This is a genomic window from Seohaeicola sp., assembly GCF_048006315.1.
In the GTDB taxonomy this organism is placed as follows: domain Bacteria; phylum Pseudomonadota; class Alphaproteobacteria; order Rhodobacterales; family Rhodobacteraceae; genus Seohaeicola.
In genome coordinates, this window is record NZ_CP180350.1 from 3,278,224 (window position 1) to 3,295,335 (window position 17,112).

At 63.0% G+C, this 17,112-nt stretch carries 18 protein-coding genes; 8 read left to right on the forward strand and 10 right to left on the reverse strand.

The window, feature by feature from the left end:
• The first annotated feature begins 2 nt into the window (after positions 1-2).
• Positions 3-230, forward strand: a complete 228-nt coding sequence (locus ACMUJL_RS16300; RefSeq protein WP_068292352.1) for a sulfurtransferase TusA family protein — start codon at positions 3-5, stop codon at positions 228-230.
• 35 nt (positions 231-265) lie between these two features.
• Here the strand turns inward: ACMUJL_RS16300 and ACMUJL_RS16305 are convergent, their stop codons facing one another.
• Genes ACMUJL_RS16305 through ACMUJL_RS16320 form a run of 4 tightly spaced genes read right to left on the reverse strand, consistent with a single transcriptional unit; the run spans position 266 to position 4,359 of the window.
• Positions 266-2,383, reverse strand: a complete 2,118-nt coding sequence (locus ACMUJL_RS16305) for a molybdopterin-binding protein (RefSeq protein ID WP_375572433.1) — start codon at positions 2,381-2,383, stop codon at positions 266-268.
• Positions 2,380-2,874, reverse strand: a complete 495-nt coding sequence (gene mobB, locus ACMUJL_RS16310; RefSeq protein WP_375572431.1) for a molybdopterin-guanine dinucleotide biosynthesis protein B — start codon at positions 2,872-2,874, stop codon at positions 2,380-2,382. The genes ACMUJL_RS16305 and mobB overlap by 4 nt, the downstream gene beginning before the upstream one ends.
• On the reverse strand, positions 2,871-3,494 hold the full coding sequence (mobA, locus tag ACMUJL_RS16315; protein WP_375572429.1) for a molybdenum cofactor guanylyltransferase MobA: 624 nt from the start codon (positions 3,492-3,494) through the stop codon (positions 2,871-2,873). Before mobA ends, mobB begins: the two co-directional genes overlap by 4 nt.
• On the reverse strand, positions 3,487-4,359 hold the full coding sequence (locus ACMUJL_RS16320; RefSeq protein WP_375572427.1) for a formate dehydrogenase accessory sulfurtransferase FdhD: 873 nt from the start codon (positions 4,357-4,359) through the stop codon (positions 3,487-3,489). Before ACMUJL_RS16320 ends, mobA begins: the two co-directional genes overlap by 8 nt.
• Before the next feature lie 74 nt (positions 4,360-4,433).
• On the opposite strand from ACMUJL_RS16320, the gene ACMUJL_RS16325 reads away from it, so the two are divergent.
• The 5 genes from ACMUJL_RS16325 to ACMUJL_RS16345 all read left to right on the forward strand — a co-directional run bounded on the left by ACMUJL_RS16325 (position 4,434) and on the right by ACMUJL_RS16345 (position 10,157).
• Positions 4,434-4,967 carry a DUF2478 domain-containing protein gene (locus ACMUJL_RS16325; RefSeq protein WP_068292251.1) on the forward strand — a complete coding sequence of 178 codons (534 nt, stop codon included), beginning with the start codon at positions 4,434-4,436 and terminating at the stop codon, positions 4,965-4,967.
• A 43-nt stretch (positions 4,968-5,010) separates the two neighbouring features.
• On the forward strand, positions 5,011-5,538 hold the full coding sequence (locus tag ACMUJL_RS16330; RefSeq protein WP_068292349.1) for a peroxiredoxin: 528 nt from the start codon (positions 5,011-5,013) through the stop codon (positions 5,536-5,538).
• A gap of 674 nt (positions 5,539-6,212) precedes the next feature.
• Entirely contained in the window at positions 6,213-7,481 is a 1,269-nt protein-coding gene (locus ACMUJL_RS16335; RefSeq protein ID WP_375572424.1) for a hypothetical protein, read from the forward strand.
• Positions 7,482-7,553: 72 nt separating this feature from the next.
• Positions 7,554-8,828: a beta strand repeat-containing protein gene (locus ACMUJL_RS16340; RefSeq protein WP_375572422.1), complete on the forward strand. Its 1,275-nt coding sequence runs from the start codon at positions 7,554-7,556 to the stop codon at positions 8,826-8,828.
• Between the two features lie 69 nt (positions 8,829-8,897).
• The gene (locus tag ACMUJL_RS16345) at positions 8,898-10,157 is read left to right on the forward strand and encodes a hypothetical protein (RefSeq protein ID WP_375572420.1); all 1,260 of its coding nucleotides are present in this window, start codon (positions 8,898-8,900) and stop codon (positions 10,155-10,157) included.
• Between the two features lie 105 nt (positions 10,158-10,262).
• On the opposite strand, the gene ACMUJL_RS16350 is transcribed toward ACMUJL_RS16345, so the two are convergent.
• The 5 genes from ACMUJL_RS16350 to ACMUJL_RS16370 form a co-directional block, all read right to left on the reverse strand.
• A complete protein-coding gene (locus ACMUJL_RS16350) occupies positions 10,263-10,991 on the reverse strand; it encodes an SH3 domain-containing protein (RefSeq protein WP_416914349.1) in 729 nt (242 codons plus the stop codon).
• Positions 10,992-11,028: 37 nt separating this feature from the next.
• Positions 11,029-11,439 carry a curli-like amyloid fiber formation chaperone CsgH gene (csgH, locus tag ACMUJL_RS16355; RefSeq protein WP_375572417.1) on the reverse strand — a complete coding sequence of 137 codons (411 nt, stop codon included), beginning with the start codon at positions 11,437-11,439 and terminating at the stop codon, positions 11,029-11,031.
• Between the two features lie 8 nt (positions 11,440-11,447).
• Positions 11,448-12,089, reverse strand: a complete 642-nt coding sequence (locus ACMUJL_RS16360; protein ID WP_375572415.1) for a hypothetical protein — start codon at positions 12,087-12,089, stop codon at positions 11,448-11,450.
• Positions 12,090-12,324: 235 nt separating this feature from the next.
• On the reverse strand, positions 12,325-13,359 hold the full coding sequence (locus tag ACMUJL_RS16365; RefSeq protein WP_416914350.1) for a CsgG/HfaB family protein: 1,035 nt from the start codon (positions 13,357-13,359) through the stop codon (positions 12,325-12,327).
• A gap of 104 nt (positions 13,360-13,463) precedes the next feature.
• Positions 13,464-13,964: a curli assembly protein CsgF gene (locus ACMUJL_RS16370; protein ID WP_416914351.1), complete on the reverse strand. Its 501-nt coding sequence runs from the start codon at positions 13,962-13,964 to the stop codon at positions 13,464-13,466.
• Between the two features lie 574 nt (positions 13,965-14,538).
• Between ACMUJL_RS16370 and ACMUJL_RS16375 the strand changes: the two genes are divergently transcribed.
• On the forward strand, positions 14,539-15,609 hold the full coding sequence (locus ACMUJL_RS16375; protein ID WP_068292231.1) for a malate/lactate/ureidoglycolate dehydrogenase: 1,071 nt from the start codon (positions 14,539-14,541) through the stop codon (positions 15,607-15,609).
• A 13-nt stretch (positions 15,610-15,622) separates the two neighbouring features.
• On the opposite strand, the gene ACMUJL_RS16380 is transcribed toward ACMUJL_RS16375, so the two are convergent.
• The gene (locus ACMUJL_RS16380) at positions 15,623-16,615 is read right to left on the reverse strand and encodes an aldo/keto reductase (RefSeq protein ID WP_375572409.1); all 993 of its coding nucleotides are present in this window, start codon (positions 16,613-16,615) and stop codon (positions 15,623-15,625) included.
• Positions 16,616-16,798: 183 nt separating this feature from the next.
• Between ACMUJL_RS16380 and ACMUJL_RS16385 the strand changes: the two genes are divergently transcribed.
• Complete coding sequence (locus ACMUJL_RS16385) at positions 16,799-17,104, forward strand: DUF4389 domain-containing protein (RefSeq protein ID WP_375572407.1); 306 nt, start codon at positions 16,799-16,801, stop codon at positions 17,102-17,104.
• Positions 17,105-17,112 lie beyond the last annotated feature (8 nt).

Below are 17,112 nucleotides of genomic sequence, written 5' to 3' on the forward strand. Positions count from 1 at the left end.
TCATGGAATGGCATGATGATATCGACGCGCGTGGCCTGTTGTGCCCGCTTCCGGTGCTGAAACTGCGCAAACGGCTTGCCGCGCGCGCGGGCGGCGAGGTCGTGCGCATCACCACGACCGACCCCGCTGCGGTCGTCGACATTCCGCATTTCTGCGTGGAAGGCGGGCATCGCCTAGTCTCGTCCTCCGAGGCCGAGGATGCCATCACCTGGCTTGTGGCCAAGGGCTGATCACTGGCAGCACGACCGCGTCGCGGACCCTTGCCTTACATTCCGAAGCTGGCGTAGGGGATGTAGCGCAGGGGCGACCCCGGTCTGATCTGCACCGCCTCATCCGGCAGTTCGACCAGGCCGTTTGCCCATGACAGGCCGCTGATCCGTCCCGATCCCTCCGAGGCAAAAACCTCTGCATGGCCGTGTTCGTTCAGCCTTGCGCGCAGGTATTCGCGGCGTCCTGCCTTCTTGTCCTTCGAAAAGGCCGCCGGGACCGTGAAGGCATCCGGTGCGATCCAGCCAGATCCCGCCATGAGCGACAGGGCCGGACGGGCAAAGACCAGCGCGCAGACAAGGGCCGCCACGGGGTTGCCGGGCAATCCGAAGACCGGCACCCCATGCCACATCGCCAGCGCCAGCGGGCGGCCGGGTTTGACAGCGATCCGCCAACTGCTCAGGTTGCCTTCGGTGCGCAGCAACCGCGAGACGTGATCCTCATCCCCGGCCGAGGCACCGCCCGAGGTCAGCACGACATCCGCCTGTGTGGCCCCCTGCATCAAGGCCTGGCGGATCGCGCCGGGGTCGTCGGGCGCATGCCCAAGGTCTACAGGGCAATGGCCCCAACGCGCGACCAGCGACAGCAGCATCGGGCGGTTCGCGTCATAGATCTGGTGCGGTGCCGCCTGTGCCGCGGGATCGGTCAGCAGTTCGTCCCCGGTGGAAAGCACGCCGACGCGCAACGGCTTGCGCACATCGACGGTGCCGATGCCAAGCGCCGTCAGCAGCGCCAGATCGGGGGCGCGCAGGATGTGACCGACGGGCAGGGCCGTCTGGCCTTGCTCCATGTCTTCGCCGGCGCGGCGGGTATTCGCCCTTGGCTTGACCGGCCCGTCGAAGACAAGATGCAGGCCATCTGTCGCGCAATCCTCCTCCAGCACGACGGTATCCACGCCGGCGGGCAGGATCGCGCCTGTCAGGATGCGGATCGCGTGTCCCTGCGGCACGGTTCCGGCAAAGGGCTGGCCTGCGGCGGCGCGCCCGTTGACCAATGGCATGCGCTGCGGACCGCTGCCTGTGGCTGCATGGGCAAAGCCATATCCGTCCACGGCCGCATTGGGGCGGGGCGGGTTCGCGCGCCGGGCTATGGCCGGGCTTGCCAGCACCCTGCCTGCCGCCTCATGCGTCCTGACAACATCCTGTCCCGTGACCGGATGTAGGGCATCGCGCAGCTTTGCCAGGGCGGTGTCCACCGGCACCCAGGCCACGCCCTGCGGCATGGCAAAGCAATCGTTGCGCAGGCGTGGCGGGGTCAGATGCGCCGAAAGGGCCGCGCGCAGTTGTGCCTGCTTGCCTGCCCCCAGGATCCAGCCTTCGGTCTGCGCCGTCGCGGGCAGTGCCTGCCGGTCCAGCAGATGGGCGCGCATCTGCGGGTCCAGCCCGGCGAGGGCGCGGGCCAGCAGCCGCACCTGATGGGCGTCGGGGGGCAATCCGGGATCGGCGGCGGTGGCAAGGCGGACAGCATCGGCCAGCATCGAAGGGTAGACTTCGGCCAATGTGATCTGTGAAGGCGGTTCGAACGGCCAGACCGACAGCTGGCCTGCAAACCGGCGGCGCAGACGTGCCAGCATCGGCAGCCCGGTCAGTGTCTGCGCGCCGACAGCCCCGGCCCCGGCCAGTTGCCAGACGGATTTTGGCGCGGCGCCGGGACTGGTGGCGGCGGTTTCGGTCGTTCTGCTTGGCTGCAGATTGGCGGGCAGATCCGGCTTGAGGCGCGGCAACCCGTCGATCTGCATCTTGCGGCCATTGCCCCAGAACGGTCCGTCACCGGGGAACAGCGCGTTCAGCCTTGCGGCAACATCGCGGTAATTGCTTTCGTTGCGGTCGGTATCGGCATGATGGTCGGCCAGCCAGTCCCACAGATCCAGTGGCCCGCCCGCCACGGTCGCCGCGAAGCCATGGGGATAGCCAAAGGCGAAATCCGCCCCCAGCAAGAGCCTTTCACCTGCAGTCAGGGCCTCTTCGATCAGTGCGATCAACCGGGCCTCGGCCTGCGCACGGGTGGGCAGGTTCTCGGGTGCCGCCCCGTCCAGCGCCAGCCAGATGCTGTCCTTGCCGCGCGCGGGTTTTCCCGCCGCCGACCAATCCAGTATGGCGACGCGGGAATAGGTCAAAGCCCGACCTCTGCCAGGATGAAATCGGCGATGGCGGGCACGTCATCCAGGTTGAACAGCGGCACCCGCAGGTTCTGCGGCACGGTGTTCGAGGCGACGGCGCGGATCGTGGGATTGGTCTCTACCAGAAGCGGGCGGCCGGTTTCCCAGCGATGCGCCTCGATCTTGGGATGTGGTTCGCGCTTGTAGCCTTCGATCAGGATCAGATCGACGGGCGTCATCAATGGCAGAAGGTCGGCCAGCGCGGGTTCGGGCTTGTCGCGCAATTCGGTCATCAGCGCCCAGCGGTTGGGCGAGGACAGCATGACCTGATGCGCACCCGCAGCCCGGTGGCGATAGCTGTCGCGCCCGGGCTGATCGACGTCCGTCTCGTGATGGGCGTGCTTCAGGGTGGACACGCTCAAACCGCGCCTGCTGATTTCGGCGACAAGGCGTTCCATCAGCCCGGTCTTGCCAGCGTTCTTCCAGCCTGTGACGCCGTAGATCCTCATCCCGCGTCCCCAAGCAGAACCTCGGACCGCGCAAGGTCTTCGGGGGTATTGACGTTGAAGAACGGATCGTAAGGATCCGACGAAAATGTGGCCTGACCCGCACCGTGCCGGTCCGTCCACAGCACGATCTTGCGCAGACCGCCCTCAAGCGCTTCGCGCAGGTCGTGGCGCAGCGCCACGGGCCAGAGGCCGAAGGTGGGATGCTGCCAGACCTTGCCGGTCTCGTCGGGTGAAGCCGCCAGCGCAAGGCCCGATGGGCCCGCGGCTTGCTGCAGCCGCGTCACAAGGTCGGTCGGAAAGAAGGGCGTGTCCGCCGCCACGCTGACCACGGCATCCGCCCCGAGGGACGCAGCCCAATCCATGCCTGCAAGCACACCGGCCAGCGGGCCCGCATAGCCGTCAATACTGTCGGGCAGTACCGGCAGACCAAGATCAAAGCGGTCCGGATCACCATTCGCGTTCAGCGCGATGGCCCCCACCTGCGGGCTCAGGCGCGCGATCACGTGATCGACAAGGCGCTTGCCGCCTATGGTGCGCCAGCCCTTGTCGCCGCCGCCCATGCGCGTGGCGCGCCCGCCCGCCAGGATGACGGCCGGGATGCCTGCGCCGCCCTCAGTCATTGTCGGCCCCCTTGCGGCGGCTGGACTTGCTTTCGTCTGGCACGGCCGATGGGTCGGCGTCGCGGATCAGCCGGTCTTCGCCGCTCAGGCAGACAAAGCGCTGACCGCGCAGCCGCCCGATCAGGGTCAGGCCCACGGCGCGGGCGATCTCGACCCCCCAACCGGTGAAACCCGACCGCGAGGCCAGGATCGGGATGCCCATGTTCGCGGTCTTGATCACCATTTCCGATGTCAGGCGGCCCGTCGTATAGAGCAGCTTGTCGGTGGGCGAAATTCCGTTCAGGAACATCCAGCCCGCGATTTTGTCCACGGCATTGTGACGGCCCACATCCTCGAAATAGACCAGGGGCTGATCGCCCTGGCACAGCACGGTGCCATGGATCGCGCCCGCGCTCAGGTACAGGGACGGGGTGGTGTTGATCTGTTTGGCCAGGGCGTAAAGCCAGCTTGTCCGCAGTTCCGTCTTTGGAAGGGTCAGCCCCTCCAGCCCTTCCATCATGTCGCCAAAGACCGTGCCGACCGCGCAGCCGCTGGTGCGTGTCTTCTTCTTGACCTTCTCCTCGTAGGAGGTCTGGCGCGCCGTGCGCACCACGATGGTCTCCAGCTCTTCGTCAAAGTCGATGGCGGTGACCTTGTCATCGGCATGCAGCATGCCCTGGTTGCGCAGAAACCCGATGGCCAGGTAATCGGGATGGTCCCCGATCGTCATCGCCGTCACGATCTCTTGTGCATTCAGATAGATGGTCAGCGGACGTTCTTCGACCACCGCGATCTGGACATCCGCGCCCATGTGATCGGTGCCGCTGACCGTGCGGGTCAGCCTTGGGTCTTGCGGATCCGGAAGGATGGGAAGCTCTGGGGACATTGCGCTGCTTTTCATTGAGAGGCTTATATAGTAGCACGGCTCGCAAGGGCGCAAGATGCGGAGAGGGCGGGAACATGCTGGGGGCCATAACCGTCGAGGGACGCGGCGCATCCGACCGGCTGTTGTTCGAGATCGCGGCCCTTCTGCAGGCCGACGGGTTTCGCCTTGCCGGCGCCGTGCAGGAAAATATCGAGCGTGAGGGCCGCCGCCGTGCCGACATGGTGCTGCATCTGCTGGCCGAAGGTGCCTTGCGGCAGATCAGCCAGGATCTGGGCGCGCAATCGCGTGGCTGCTGCCTTGACCCCGCAGCACTGGAAGAGGTCGTGGCGCGGGTCGAAACGGCCCTGCATGGCCCGGTCGATCTGCTGATCGTGAACAAGTTCGGCAAGGCCGAGATCGAAGGGCGTGGCTTTCGCCCCCTGATCGGACAGGCCCTGGTCGAGAATATCCCCGTGCTTGTCGCGGTCGGGCGCGGCAGTCGCGAAGGCTTTGACGCGTTCGCCGAGGGCATGGCCGAATGGATCGATCCGTCGCCTGACGCGGCGCTTGCCTGGTGCAAGGCCGCCATCGGGCATCCCGCGGGCCAGTATCGCGCGCATTCTGGATGATTCCGCGCGCTGGAATGACACGACCAATAATGGATGCATGACCATGATCCCGCAAACCGTACCCGACGCCACCTTTCATACCCGCGTGCGCAACGATGCGCTGGGCGGTCCGAATCCCTTTGAATGGAAGCCCCTGACCTCCCGGGATGTGTTCGGCGGGAAACGCGTGGTGCTTTTCGCCTTGCCGGGGGCCTACACGCCCGCCTGTTCCGACAGCCACCTGCCGGGATACGAGAACAGCCATGACGCGTTCCGCGAGCTGGGCATCGACCAGGTGATCTGCCTGTCGGTGAACGATGCCTTCGTGATGTATCAATGGGCCCAGACGCACGCCATCCGCAAGGTGTTCATGTTGCCGGACGGCAATGGTGAATTCACCCGCAAGATGGGCATGCTGGTCGATCGCAGCGGGCAGGGCATGGGGATGCGCAGCTGGCGTTATTCCATGCTGGTCAACGATGGCAAAATCGAAAAGCTGTTTGCCGAACCGGGATTCCAGGACAACCCTTCAGGGGTGCCTGTCAAAGTGTCGGGCGCCGACACGATGCTTGCCTGTCTCAGAACCTGCTGACCGCATCTTGCGGGATGCCGTCCGACGCGTCGCCCCCCAAGGCTGAAAGCCATGGGGCGTCGCCTGGTGCGGGACGCGCTGCCGCCGCCGGCTGACTGCCGGAACACGCCTTTTCCAAGATACCGCGACAGGAACGTGACCCTACAACGGACCGGGCCCCGCACCTGTTGCCGTGCAAGTCGTCATGGCAGGCCAGGCATTGGGCCTGTTTCGTGCGATGCGCGCCACGCTGCGCAAACAGGTCCAGCCCGGCCCTGTCCTTCATGTTTTCGTCATGTTTTCGTCATGCACGATTCAAGAACAATAGTGCAGTAACGCGCTCAATGTTTCCGATAATGAACAAGAAGATAAAAATAGGGCAAGAAATTGTCCAAATTATCAAAAGTTATTGATCTTCTTTAGCGTGTATCCTTAGGTATGGAGGTGTATCTCATAGTCGGTGGGGTTTGCCTCAAAAAAGCCATAATGTGGTTCGGGCAGCACTGGCTGATAGAGCGGAATCGTTGTTTTCGCGCTGATTGTAATTGTCGGACACTGGGGGGTGACGGACATGAACTTGAAGAAATTTGAAAGACCACGACACCGAAGCAGAAAAACCTCTGCTTAAAGGTGTCAATTTCGGGGCGACGTGTCGTCCCGAACAAACTGTTCAATGAACGACAGGAATATTTCCAATGAAGATCCTAGGATTTGCACTCGCCGGAACCACGGCGTTGGTCATGACAACTGCGGCTGCCGACCAGAACGAGGCCTTTCTTCTGCAGACGGGCAACAACCACAGCGCGCTGATCACCCAGTCGGGTGACAAGAACGATGCCGGCGCGGCAACACCCACGATGACGCAGGACGGTGAGAACAACCAGCTGGTTATCCTGCAGTCGGGCGATCGCAACCAGATCGGTCTTGAGGGTGGCGGCATCTACCAGGACAACCCTTATGACAACGGTTCGCTGATGCGGATCGGCATCACGCAGTCCTCGGACCGCAACGTCGTCGGGCAGGTCATGCAATCGACTGCCGATCAGAATGAGGCCGGCAGCGGAAACAGCTTCGACATCACCCAATCGGGATGGTGGGGTCGCAACCGCGTCGGTTATGTCAAGCAGATCCAGGCCGGCACCGGCAATAACCAGCTGGACGTGGAGCAGAGCGGCTGGAAAGACCGCCTTGAAACCGTGACCCAGACGTCCAACGTCGCAACCGGCACCCCCAACCGTATCACGGTGCGGATGAACGGTGTGGCCAACGGAACGGGCGGCCTTGGCTACTTTGCCTCCGAAACAGGTGCCGAATCCTCGACCCTGCGGCAGGGCAACATCAATCCCGCCAGCCAGGGCAACTCCATCACATTGAACGTGACCGGCGCAGGGAACGATTTCGGGGTGACGCAGAACGGCAATGACAACACTGTCGGTACGCTGAGCCTTGGCGGCGCGACGAACGATCTGGGCATTCTTCAGACGGGTGACGACAACACCGTGTCCATGGCCTCTGTCAGCGGCCTGCTGAATGTCATCGGCGTGAAGCAGATCGGCGACATCAACATGGCGTCGATGTCCGTCACAGGATCCTTCAACAAGCTTGGCGTCGCACAGATTGGCAACGGTAACGACGCAAATGTCACCGTATCGGGCCTGAACAACGGTCTGGCCCCGACCATCTGGGGCGTGGCCAACTGGTCCGGCGCGGCCCTGACCGTGGCCAGCGGCAATCCGCTGCTGGATCGCGGCATGGTCAAGCAGATGGGCGACTACAACGTCGCGTCCTTGACTGTCTCGGGCAACAGCAACGCCTTCGGCCTGCTGCAGAACGGTGACAACAACGCCATCACCGGCCTGCAGAACGGCAACTACAACCAGGCTGCCGTGGCACAGAACGGCAACAGCAATACCGCCAACTTCAGCCAGGTAGGCAACGGCAATTCGCTGGGCATTTCCCAGTAAGACCCCAGGCCGCGCCCTGATTTCCAGGGTGCGGCCGAAACCTCGCACCAACCAACAGACAGGAAAATTTTGATGAATATTGTAAAGATCGCACTCGCGGGCGGCACCGCCCTGACCCTCACGATGACCATGGCCATTGCGGATGACAACAACGCCTACCTGAAGCAGGTTCAAACCGGGTCAGGCTCTGGCACCAACGCGGCCCTGATCACGCAGAGCGGCTCTGGCAATGATGCAGGTTCTGCCAGCAAGAACGTGACCCAGACAGCAAAGTCCAATTCCGACAACACCCTCGATATCCAGCAGAGTGGCGACAACAACGACATCGGCCTGAACGGGTTCTCGCAACTGGCGGAATACGCGTCCTCGCCCTTCGGCAACAGCGCGACGATCACGCAGTCGTCCAACAACAACGTTGTGGGCAAGGTTGATCAGAAAAACCGTTTCGGCGGCGCGGTCGGTGCAACCGGCAACACCCTGACGATCCTGCAGGCAGGCGGCGGTGACAACGTCATCAACGAAGTCCTTCAGGACAAGCACAAGGGTGGTTCCGGGAACGTCGCCGACATCACCATGACCGGCACCAGCAACACCATCGCGTCCGTGATGCAGGCTGTGACGAAAAAGGCCGGCAACACCATGACTGTCACCATCTCGGGCAACAACAACGGCCGTGGTGCGCTGAGCGGGTCCGCCGCAGCCTCCGGTGCGACGACAAGCACGCTCAAGCAGGGCTTTGCCGATGTGAACAACGGCAACGCCGAGAAAGGCGACAACTCGCTGACCCTCGTCATCTCGGGTGCGGGCAACCAGTTCGGCGTCACGCAGCAAGGTTTCAGCAACACCGTCGGCACGCTGGATATCAGCGGCGCCAACAACCAGCTGGGCGCCCAGCAGGACGGCAGCCTGAACGTCATGACCGTGGCCGCCATCACCGGTGACGACAACAACATCGGCGTGAAGCAGGTGGGCACCTCGAACACTGCGGGTGTCACTGTCACCGGCAATGCGAACGCGTTCCTCGTGTCGCAGAACGGCGTGTCCAACACTGCGTCGGTCACTGTCACCGGCGACAACAACGGTGAAGGCAATGCGTTTGGCGGTTTCGCCGCATCGCTGGGCCTCAGCACGGGTCTGTTCGACCAGATGGGTGACGACAACGGTCTGACCTTCACCGCGAGCGGCAACATGAATGCCTTCGCCACCAAGCAGTCCGGTTCCGACAACACGATCAGCGGCAGCCAGACCGGCAACGCGAACCAGGTTGCCGTGCTGCAGGTCGGAAGCAGCAACATGGCCTCGTTCAGCCAGGCGGGCAACGGCAACAACGCCGCCATCTCGCAGTAAGCCAACATGACGCTGCGCCCTGATCCTCGGGGCGCAGCCATTTTTCTCTACCATGAAGGACGTTGTGACATGACATTCACGAAGATCGCACTTGCGGGGGGCACTGCCCTGACCCTGTCGATGACCATGGCCATCGCAGACGAGAACAAGGCCTATCTTGCGCAGACCGGTACAGAGAATAGTGCGCTGATCACACAGTCCGGCAGCTACAACCAGGCGGGCTCGGCCTTGGATGCCATGGTGCAGCGCGGCGATTCCGCAGTTGCGGGCTACAACTCGCTGACCATCACCCAGTCCAGCGACAACAACGAAATCGGCCTGACAAATGGCGGTGTCGATCAGCTCCATACTTTGCAGAGCGGAACCAGAAATCCCCGGAACGAGGCGACGCTGACCCAGTCCGGTGGTGGCAGCAATGTCATCGGTGGTGTTTCGCAGCACTCGAAGGGCGGACCGGGTACCGCAAACACCTCCAACGTCCTTACGGTGACGCAGGACGGAACGGCCAACACCTTGGCAAGTGTCGATCAAGTCGGCAAACCCAACGACAGCAACGTCGCAACGGTCACGATGTCGGGGACCGGCAGCAATATCGATCTGGTCCAGCAGGGCGTGAGCAACAGCGGCAGCGGCACGAACACGCTGACCATTGCGATGTCCGGGGCCGACAACGGCATCGGCGATTTCAGCGCAGGCGGTGCCGCCGCCCTGAGCGGCGCGACAGCGGCCAACTTTGTGCAGGCCATCGCCACCCGCACGACCGCGAACGTGATCATTTCCGGCACGAACAACCTTGTCGGAACCAAACAGTCCGGCCGGAACAACGCCGTGGGAACGCTTGAAGTTGGCGGCGCCGACAACCAGTTGGGTGTGCGCCAGGACGGCGCGTTCAACACCATGACCGTGGCAGCCATCACCGGCACTGGCAATAATGTAGGCGTCTCGCAGGTGGGTGACAGCAACCTTGCAAGCGTCGTCACGACGGGCGACCGGAACGCGTTCTATGTTGCGCAGAACGGGGTTTCGAACGAGGCATCGGTCACCATCGACGGCAATGACAACGGTCAGGCCAACAGCTTCACCGGTTTCGCGGCTTCGCTGGGTCTCAGCTCGGGTCTGTTCGACCAGGCGGGTGACGACAACGGTCTGACCTTCAGCGCGACCGGCAACATGAACGCCTTCGCCACCAAGCAGGACGGGGCCGACAATGCGATCACCGGCAGCCAGACCGGCGACATGAACCAGGTTGCCGTGCTGCAGGCCGGCGGCGCCAACATGGCCTCGTTCAGCCAGTCGGGCAACGGCAACAACGCCGCCATCTCGCAGTGAAACCGATCGCCTGCCCGGCATCACGCCGGGCAGGTTCATGGAAAACGAAAGACCCGGATGCGCCATCGCGATCCGGGTCTTTTTCTTGGCCTCATCCCCTGTGGGTCAGGGGGTCTTGGTCGTGTTGCGATAGGTCACGATGGGCCATTCGTTCTGCCGCAGGGCCGTCTTGGCAAGCCAGCCTGTCTCGGTGCCGAAAATCGCCCGGCACCATACCCCGTCCGACGCGCTGGTGCAGTAATCAAGCGTGATGACAAGCCCCTTGTCCAATATGCCGACCACCGGGGCATCGCGGCGCGGCTGGTTGCGCACGTTCAAGTTCACAAGGATCTCGACACGTCCCTTTGCGGGATCCTCGGCCGATGGCATCGGTGGGCTCAATGCCTCAGGGGAGGCGCAATCCTGCGTGAAGCCAAGGAAATAGCACTTGTGCCGCGCCAAGGCGTTCGAAATCGCGATGCTGGCGCCGTCGCCTTGGGCCCGTTCCACGATCAGGCCCTGACCGCTGTCTGACAGTGTTCCGGTGATCCTTTGCTGGTTCCCCCCCATCACGGCCAGTTCCAACTCGGCGGCATCAAGAAAACGGATCTGGCTGTTTTCGATGCGCCAGCGGCCCAGCCCCACAAGCGGGGTGCCGCAACCGGTCGCCTGGGCGTTCATCTGACTGTCCAGAACGATCCGGCATTCGGATGATCCGCTACGGAAAGCGGGGGCAAAGACAAACCATTCACCGGAAAAGGCCTTGACCAGTTCGTCCTGCGTTTGCGCCGTAGCGCCCGTTGCCGTCAACGCAGCGGCCGAAGCCGCAGCCAGAAGCGCGGTTGCCTTTTTCATGAACGCACCAGTCATTCCGTCCGGGTCCTTGATCCTGTCATCGTGTCTCGATCTTGCCAGCGCGAATGGTTCTTTCGACGCGCGCGAACACGACCCCGTCACGGCGCAGCACAAGTGTGGCCGCGATCTGTCCTTCGGGGCCGAGGGACAGTGTGTTCTGTGCGATGGTCCGTGTCTCGCCGGGGGTCAGGGTCAGTTCCTGTCCCTGCTGGCTGTTGACGCGCCCCGCCTGGTCGCTTTTCTCGATCGTCAGTTCTGCCTGCACGGGCACCTGTTCGATCCCTGTCACCAGTCCCGCGATGCGAAATCCCTCGGGCGTCTGATCGATCTCGATGCGGGCACTGGCGGGGACATCGCGCAGCCTGTCCGCCTCACCTGCCTGCGGTAGCGCCAAGAGGCCCGCGGCGAAGGTGGCGATGGCAAGAACGGATGAGCGCAGAACAGACATCCGCAGCCTCAGAACTGGGTTTGGGTAATCGTGACCGACCCGCCGTTCGAGATCACGACCGGACTGGTGCCGGCCGGTGCCAGGTTGTTTCCGATCGCCGTGTAGGACACGTTTGCCCCGGCACCGCTGACGGTCAGGCCGAACTGGTTGTTGTCGCCGATCTGGGTCAGGCTGCCCGAGGCACCTGCGCCGGTCACGCTCAGGTCTGCCAGGTTGCCATTGCCGGTCTGGCGAATGGCACCGCTGGACGCCAGAGGGGCCAGGGTCAGGGTGGCGCTGTTGTCGTTTCCGTCCTGTTTCATGTAGGCCAGCCCAAGGGCCGCGGCCATGCTGACGGTTGCATTGTTGCCGTCGCCCGATTGCAGGAAGGCCACTTGCCCGCCGTTGCCCATCATCAGGATCTGCCCGAAGTTGTCGGTGCCGTCCTGAAGTGCCGGTGTGCTGCTGGCAGCCGCATCAAAGTCACCGGCGACGGTCGCATTGGTCGCCTGTGTCTGGTCAACTTGCAGCGCGTTGTTTCCGGCGATGCCGAGCGGGCTGTTTTGCAGGATATAGATCTGGTTGCCATCTCCGGCAAAAGAGACCGAGCCGAGAAGGGACAGCAGCGCAGCGCATGGGACGGGGCGAATAAATGCTTTGATAACAGTCATAAAAAATCCTCTGACACTCTCCAAAGAGTAGCATGCGGTCTGCTGTATTGAAAACTAATTAATTACTTATGATTGTGTTGTTGGCGCGATTGTGTTCGCTTTGGCCCGCAAGATCGGGTGTATCCCCGACCTGCGTCTGCTGCGTATGGAATCCCCTGCTGAAAACGCAGACAAAGTTTGCAAATGGCGGGCATTGTTTCGCTTTTGCGAACAATGCCCGCCATGTTCGTATCTGTTATCCCACGACCTCATCCGGCAGGGGTGCGGCGGGCGGGGGCGGTGCGACCTGGCTGCTGACGCTTGGTGCGGCGCCGCCCGAGGCGGGCGACAAAAGCCGCTCGCTGACGCGCGGAAGCGCGCGGGGACGGGTCTGGACCGTGGCCGCAGGGTTCGCGGTCATCGGGCGGCCACGGACCTGCGCCGAGGCAGGGATCTCGTTGTCGTAAAGCTGCGCACGATACCCGGTCAGATATTGCTGGCCCTCTGCATCGTTTGCGAAAGACCAGATCCCGGCCTCTGCCCCTTCCGCAATCAGGGCCATCACAGCCTTTTCAATGGCTTGCTGCACGGCAATCTGGCGCGGCTCGTTGCTGGCGCGACCGACTTCGGCCTCAAGCAGTTCGTCCAGGGCGACATAGCTGAAGATGCTGCCGCGATCCGAATAGGAGGCCAGCGGCTTGCGCACGACGACATTGGCCAGAACCTCGCCGGTTGCGGTCGACACCGCGCGCAGGCTGACGGTGACCACGTCAAGCTTCCACTGGCGATCGCCGCCGATCCCCAGGTAACGCGCACCGGCGCCACCTGTCATGGTGTTGGTGTCATAGCCGATGATGCCGCCTTGCAGGATGATGCCCGCATGGGCCAGCGGTGCCAGGGCCGAAGGATCTATCGTGGTTTCGCCGCGATACTGGCGGCGCATCTCGGTCACGATGGTGCGTTCGCGTACCAGGGATTCCAGGTTCGACCGGTCCAGGACGGTGAACCAGCGCCGGTTTCCGGCATCCTGCAATGCGCCGATCAGGATCGGGGCGCCGCCCTGCGTCACGGCGCGCGACACCGATTGGATATTCTCGCGTTCGCGGTACTGGCCGGTCAGGTCCGGGAAGTCATAGACCGAAACCATGATGCGCTGCTTTGGTGGCGGCACCTCGCGCAGGGCACGATTCTGGGTGGTCAGATTGCCGACCGAGGCCATGTATTCGCTCTCGTAGGCTTCGGGCAGTGTACTGGTGCAGCCCGCGACCAAGGCCGCGCTGGTCAGAGTCATGGCGATCGCCTGCGCCTTCCGGCGCCAGGGGGTCTTGGTATCTGTCATATGCTTGCCTCAATGCATTGCGCCCGTTTTCGGGCGTCATATTTTTGAAAGAAGGATCAGCCTGCGGCTACAAGTTGCGGGACCACGATTTCGGTTACAGTCCCATCCAGAGAGTCGATGATGACCAGGCGAATGGAGTCGAGCGTGCGCTGGAATTCGACGGTGGTCGTGCCGAAGGTCACCAGGCCGCCATCCTGCGGGTTCTCGCCAAAGATCGCGTCCGTGACCTGGCTGGCCAGCGCCGACAGCAGGCGGCCTTCCAGCTGGCGCACGAAGAGGTCGGCGTTTGATGTGCTGGGCGTATCGATGCCGGTTCCGCTGAGGCCATCATTCGTTTCCGCATCGCGCGCAGTCGCCGAGCGCTGCGCATTGGCGATGGACAACAGATGCGACGAGTTCAGCGGGCTGCCCCCGAAAGAGGGGTTGATCGGCGTATAGACAAGGTCCTGCGCTACGGCGGCCTGTCCCAGCGCGGACAGGCTGGATGCCAGCAGCAGCCCGGCCGCGACCCGGCGCAACGGTCTGCCTTGTGCCTCTATGTCCCGTATCGTGATCATTGTGATCCTTCCTTCATGCTCGCGTTTCATCAGGCGGTGCGCATCTTTTTTCGTGCCGCGTTCCGGTGCCGGCGCATCCCTTGCGACCATCTGCAGCGTGTCGTTCAATGTCTCTGCTTCACGCCCATTAAAATCAACTTTGAGGAGATTTTATGTCAATTCCGCCTCATAACACTATGCTAAAGATAGATTTTTAGTGAATTGTGTTTTCTGGGGCACGGCTGGAAGGCGGCTGTTGTGCTGCCGAAAATCGCGTTTTTGGACTACCATTTGGTATAGTCGCGCCGTTAGCCACGTCATCTAGTGTCCAGGCCGCCATGATCGGCGAGGGGCAGTGAACAGCATCAAACGGCCACCAGGATCTTTTGCGTCGAAAGTTTCAGAAGATCGCAATCTTTGCTTGTTGGACCTGATTGCGCATCTGTGATCGGTCCCCGGAACGAAAGCGGGGTGCATCCGCGCTTGACGCCTTGTCGACCCTCGCAACATAAATGGGCAGCATCCGTTTCAGGGCCCTGCCGGGGTCTTGCGCCGCGCGCCGCAACATCGCCATCTCAAGGAAAGCCCTGCGCCCATGAAGATTTCCGCCGACAATCTGACATCCCTTGCCACCGCGATCCTGTCCCATGCCGGGGCAGATGCCGATGCGGCGCGCCGGGTGGCGACGCGCCTTGTGGGTGCCAATCTGACAGGGCATGACAGCCACGGTGTCGGCATGATCCCGGCCTATGTCGAGGGGGTCATGGCCGGTCAGCTGGACCCGGCGGCGCAGGCGCAGCTGGTGCGTGAAAACGGTCCCTTCCTTCTGGTGGACGGGCAACGGGGCTTTGGCCATATCATCGCCGAGCAGGCGATGGATATGGCGATCCAGCGGGCGAGGGAGAACCAGATCGCTGTCCTGTCGCTGCGCAACAGCTTTCACCTGGGGCGCTTGGCCGATTGGGGCGCAATGGCCGCCGAGGCCGGTTTCATCTGCATCATCTATGCGAATGTGCAGACGGCCCAGCCGCTTGTGGCGCCGTTCGGTGGAAGCGACGGGCGCTTCGTGACCAACCCCTATTGCACGGCGATCCCGGCCACGGACAAGAACCCGATGTTCCTGCTGGACATGGCGACCAGCACGATCGCCAAGGGCAAGGTGCGCGTGGCGCATCTGAGCGGCAAGACCGTGGCCGACGGCGCCTTGATAGATGCCGCAGGGCGGCCGACCAACGACCCTGCGGTGATGTTCGACAGCCCCCTTGGCGCGCTGACGACTTTCGGGGCGCACAAGGGCTTTGGCCTGGCGCTGCTGGGTGACATCCTGGGCGGATCCTTCAGCGGGGGCGGGGCCTTTGCGCCCGACCGGCAGGTGCCGTCGCGCATCATCAACAACATGATGGCGATCCTCATCGCCCCCGATGCCCTTGGTGCGGGCGCGGATTTCAACCGTGACATGGATGCATATACCGCCTGGGTGAAGGGCTCGCCGCCCGCGCCGGGGGTCGAGGCCGTGCAATTTCCCGGCGATCCCGAACGCGCCTGCGCGCAAGACCGTCAGGCAGGCGGCATTCCCGTTGATCCGGGCACATGGGGCCAGTTGCTGGACACGGCCCGCACAGCAGGGGTGCCGCAGGATCAGATCGACCGGTTCTCGGCGGCCTGAACCGTCGGGCGGCCTAACAGTAGCCTTCGACACCCAGCTTCTGATCGGCGGAATACCTGTCCCCATGGGCCCAGCCGATGGGCAGGATCCGTTCGATCCGGGTCATGATCTCATTGGTCATGGCAAAGGCGCTGCCCGCGGCGCAGTCTTGCAGATGTGCGGCCTTGCGTGTGCCGGGAATGGGGATCAGATGCGGGCCCCGCGCCAGGCACCAGGCTATGGCCAGGGCTGCGGGGGTGCAGCCAACCTCCTGCGCGAGGTCCCGGAAGGCTGCAATCTGACCAAGGTTATGGCTGAAGTTCGGCTCCAGGAAGCGGGGGTTCGGTATTCTGAAATCGCCCTTGGCAAAGCGGGCCGGGTCGGGCACCCGGTCGGTGAACATGCCCCGCCCGACGGGCGAGAACGGCACGAAGGCCACGCCAAGGTCCCGGCAGGCCTGGATCATGCCCAGCTCGGGCTGGCGGGTCCAGAGAGAGTATTCGCTTTGCACCGCATCCACAGGACCCACCGCCGCCGCACGGCGCAGCGAGGCGGGCGCGATTTCCGAAAAACCGATGCCGCCGATCTTGCCCTCGGCCTTGAAGGCCAGAAGCGTCTGCATCACCTCTTCGATAGGCACATCGGGGTCGCGCCGGTGAATGTAGTACAGATCGACGCAGTCGATCCCCAGCCGGGTCAGCGACGCCTCGAGTTGGGCGCGCAGATAATCGGGCTTGTTGTCGAAGGTTCGCTTGCCCGTGGACGGATCGCGCCGGATGCCGCCCTTGGTGGCGATGGTGAACAGATCCTGCCGCCCCTTCAGATAGCTGCCGATGATCGTTTCGGACTGGCCCATGCCATAGACATTCGCCGTATCGAGGAAATCCACACCCAGGTCCAGTGCTGCCGCCAGCGTGTCATGGGCTTCCGCCTCGGTGGTCGGGCCATAGGCGCCGCCGAAGCTCCAGCATCCCAGTCCGATCTCGGACACCATCCTGCCATCCTGGCGCAACTGGCGCTGTTTCACGTTTGCCTCTCCCTTTTGCGTCTCTTGTCCTGATGCAGGGCAGTCTAGCCGTCATCGCGGCGGATAACAGAACTTATGGTCGCCTTTTCGGGTCATCCTGATGTAAAATCAAAAGATAGCGCCGCGGCTCGGTCCCGGCGGAACGGATTTGACGAACAGATTGCACAGAGGGGATCATCGATGATGGGTGGGGATGAAGACAAGGTCGCCGGGCGCCTGAACGGCGAACAGATCGAACCTGACAAACCGGACAACATGCTGCTGCGCCTGCTCTACATGATCCTGATCGCGATCATGATCTCGCTGGCGCAAACCGTGCTGGGGGTGGCCACGCTGGTGCAATTCGTGGTGATGCTGGTCAACAACAATGAGCCGAACAAGCGGCTGGCCGATTTCGGCACCGACCTTGGCATCTGGGTCGCCAAGGCCGCGCGCTTTCAGACGGCGGCCAGCAACGTCAAGCCCTGGCCCTGGACCGAACTGGACTGATCCGCAGA

Bases quoted from the DNA above. Each gene is read 5' to 3' on its own strand.
- ACMUJL_RS16300 (WP_068292352.1), top strand. From the start codon at position 3: ATGGAATGGCATGATGATATCGACGCGCGTGGCCTGTTGTGCCCGCTT.
- mobB (WP_375572431.1), bottom strand. From the start codon at position 2,874: ATGAGGATCTACGGCGTCACAGGCTGGAAGAACGCTGGCAAGACCGGG.
- mobA (WP_375572429.1), bottom strand. From the start codon at position 3,494: ATGACTGAGGGCGGCGCAGGCATCCCGGCCGTCATCCTGGCGGGCGGG.
- ACMUJL_RS16320 (WP_375572427.1), bottom strand. From the start codon at position 4,359: ATGTCCCCAGAGCTTCCCATCCTTCCGGATCCGCAAGACCCAAGGCTG.
- ACMUJL_RS16325 (WP_068292251.1), top strand. From the start codon at position 4,434: ATGCTGGGGGCCATAACCGTCGAGGGACGCGGCGCATCCGACCGGCTG.
- ACMUJL_RS16330 (WP_068292349.1), top strand. From the start codon at position 5,011: ATGATCCCGCAAACCGTACCCGACGCCACCTTTCATACCCGCGTGCGC.
- ACMUJL_RS16335 (WP_375572424.1), top strand. From the start codon at position 6,213: ATGAAGATCCTAGGATTTGCACTCGCCGGAACCACGGCGTTGGTCATG.
- ACMUJL_RS16340 (WP_375572422.1), top strand. From the start codon at position 7,554: ATGAATATTGTAAAGATCGCACTCGCGGGCGGCACCGCCCTGACCCTC.
- ACMUJL_RS16345 (WP_375572420.1), top strand. From the start codon at position 8,898: ATGACATTCACGAAGATCGCACTTGCGGGGGGCACTGCCCTGACCCTG.
- ACMUJL_RS16350 (WP_416914349.1), bottom strand. From the start codon at position 10,991: ATGAAAAAGGCAACCGCGCTTCTGGCTGCGGCTTCGGCCGCTGCGTTG.
- csgH (WP_375572417.1), bottom strand. From the start codon at position 11,439: ATGTCTGTTCTGCGCTCATCCGTTCTTGCCATCGCCACCTTCGCCGCG.
- ACMUJL_RS16360 (WP_375572415.1), bottom strand. From the start codon at position 12,089: ATGACTGTTATCAAAGCATTTATTCGCCCCGTCCCATGCGCTGCGCTG.
- ACMUJL_RS16365 (WP_416914350.1), bottom strand. From the start codon at position 13,359: ATGACTCTGACCAGCGCGGCCTTGGTCGCGGGCTGCACCAGTACACTG.
- ACMUJL_RS16370 (WP_416914351.1), bottom strand. From the start codon at position 13,964: ATGATCACGATACGGGACATAGAGGCACAAGGCAGACCGTTGCGCCGG.
- ACMUJL_RS16375 (WP_068292231.1), top strand. From the start codon at position 14,539: ATGAAGATTTCCGCCGACAATCTGACATCCCTTGCCACCGCGATCCTG.
- ACMUJL_RS16385 (WP_375572407.1), top strand. From the start codon at position 16,799: ATGGGTGGGGATGAAGACAAGGTCGCCGGGCGCCTGAACGGCGAACAG.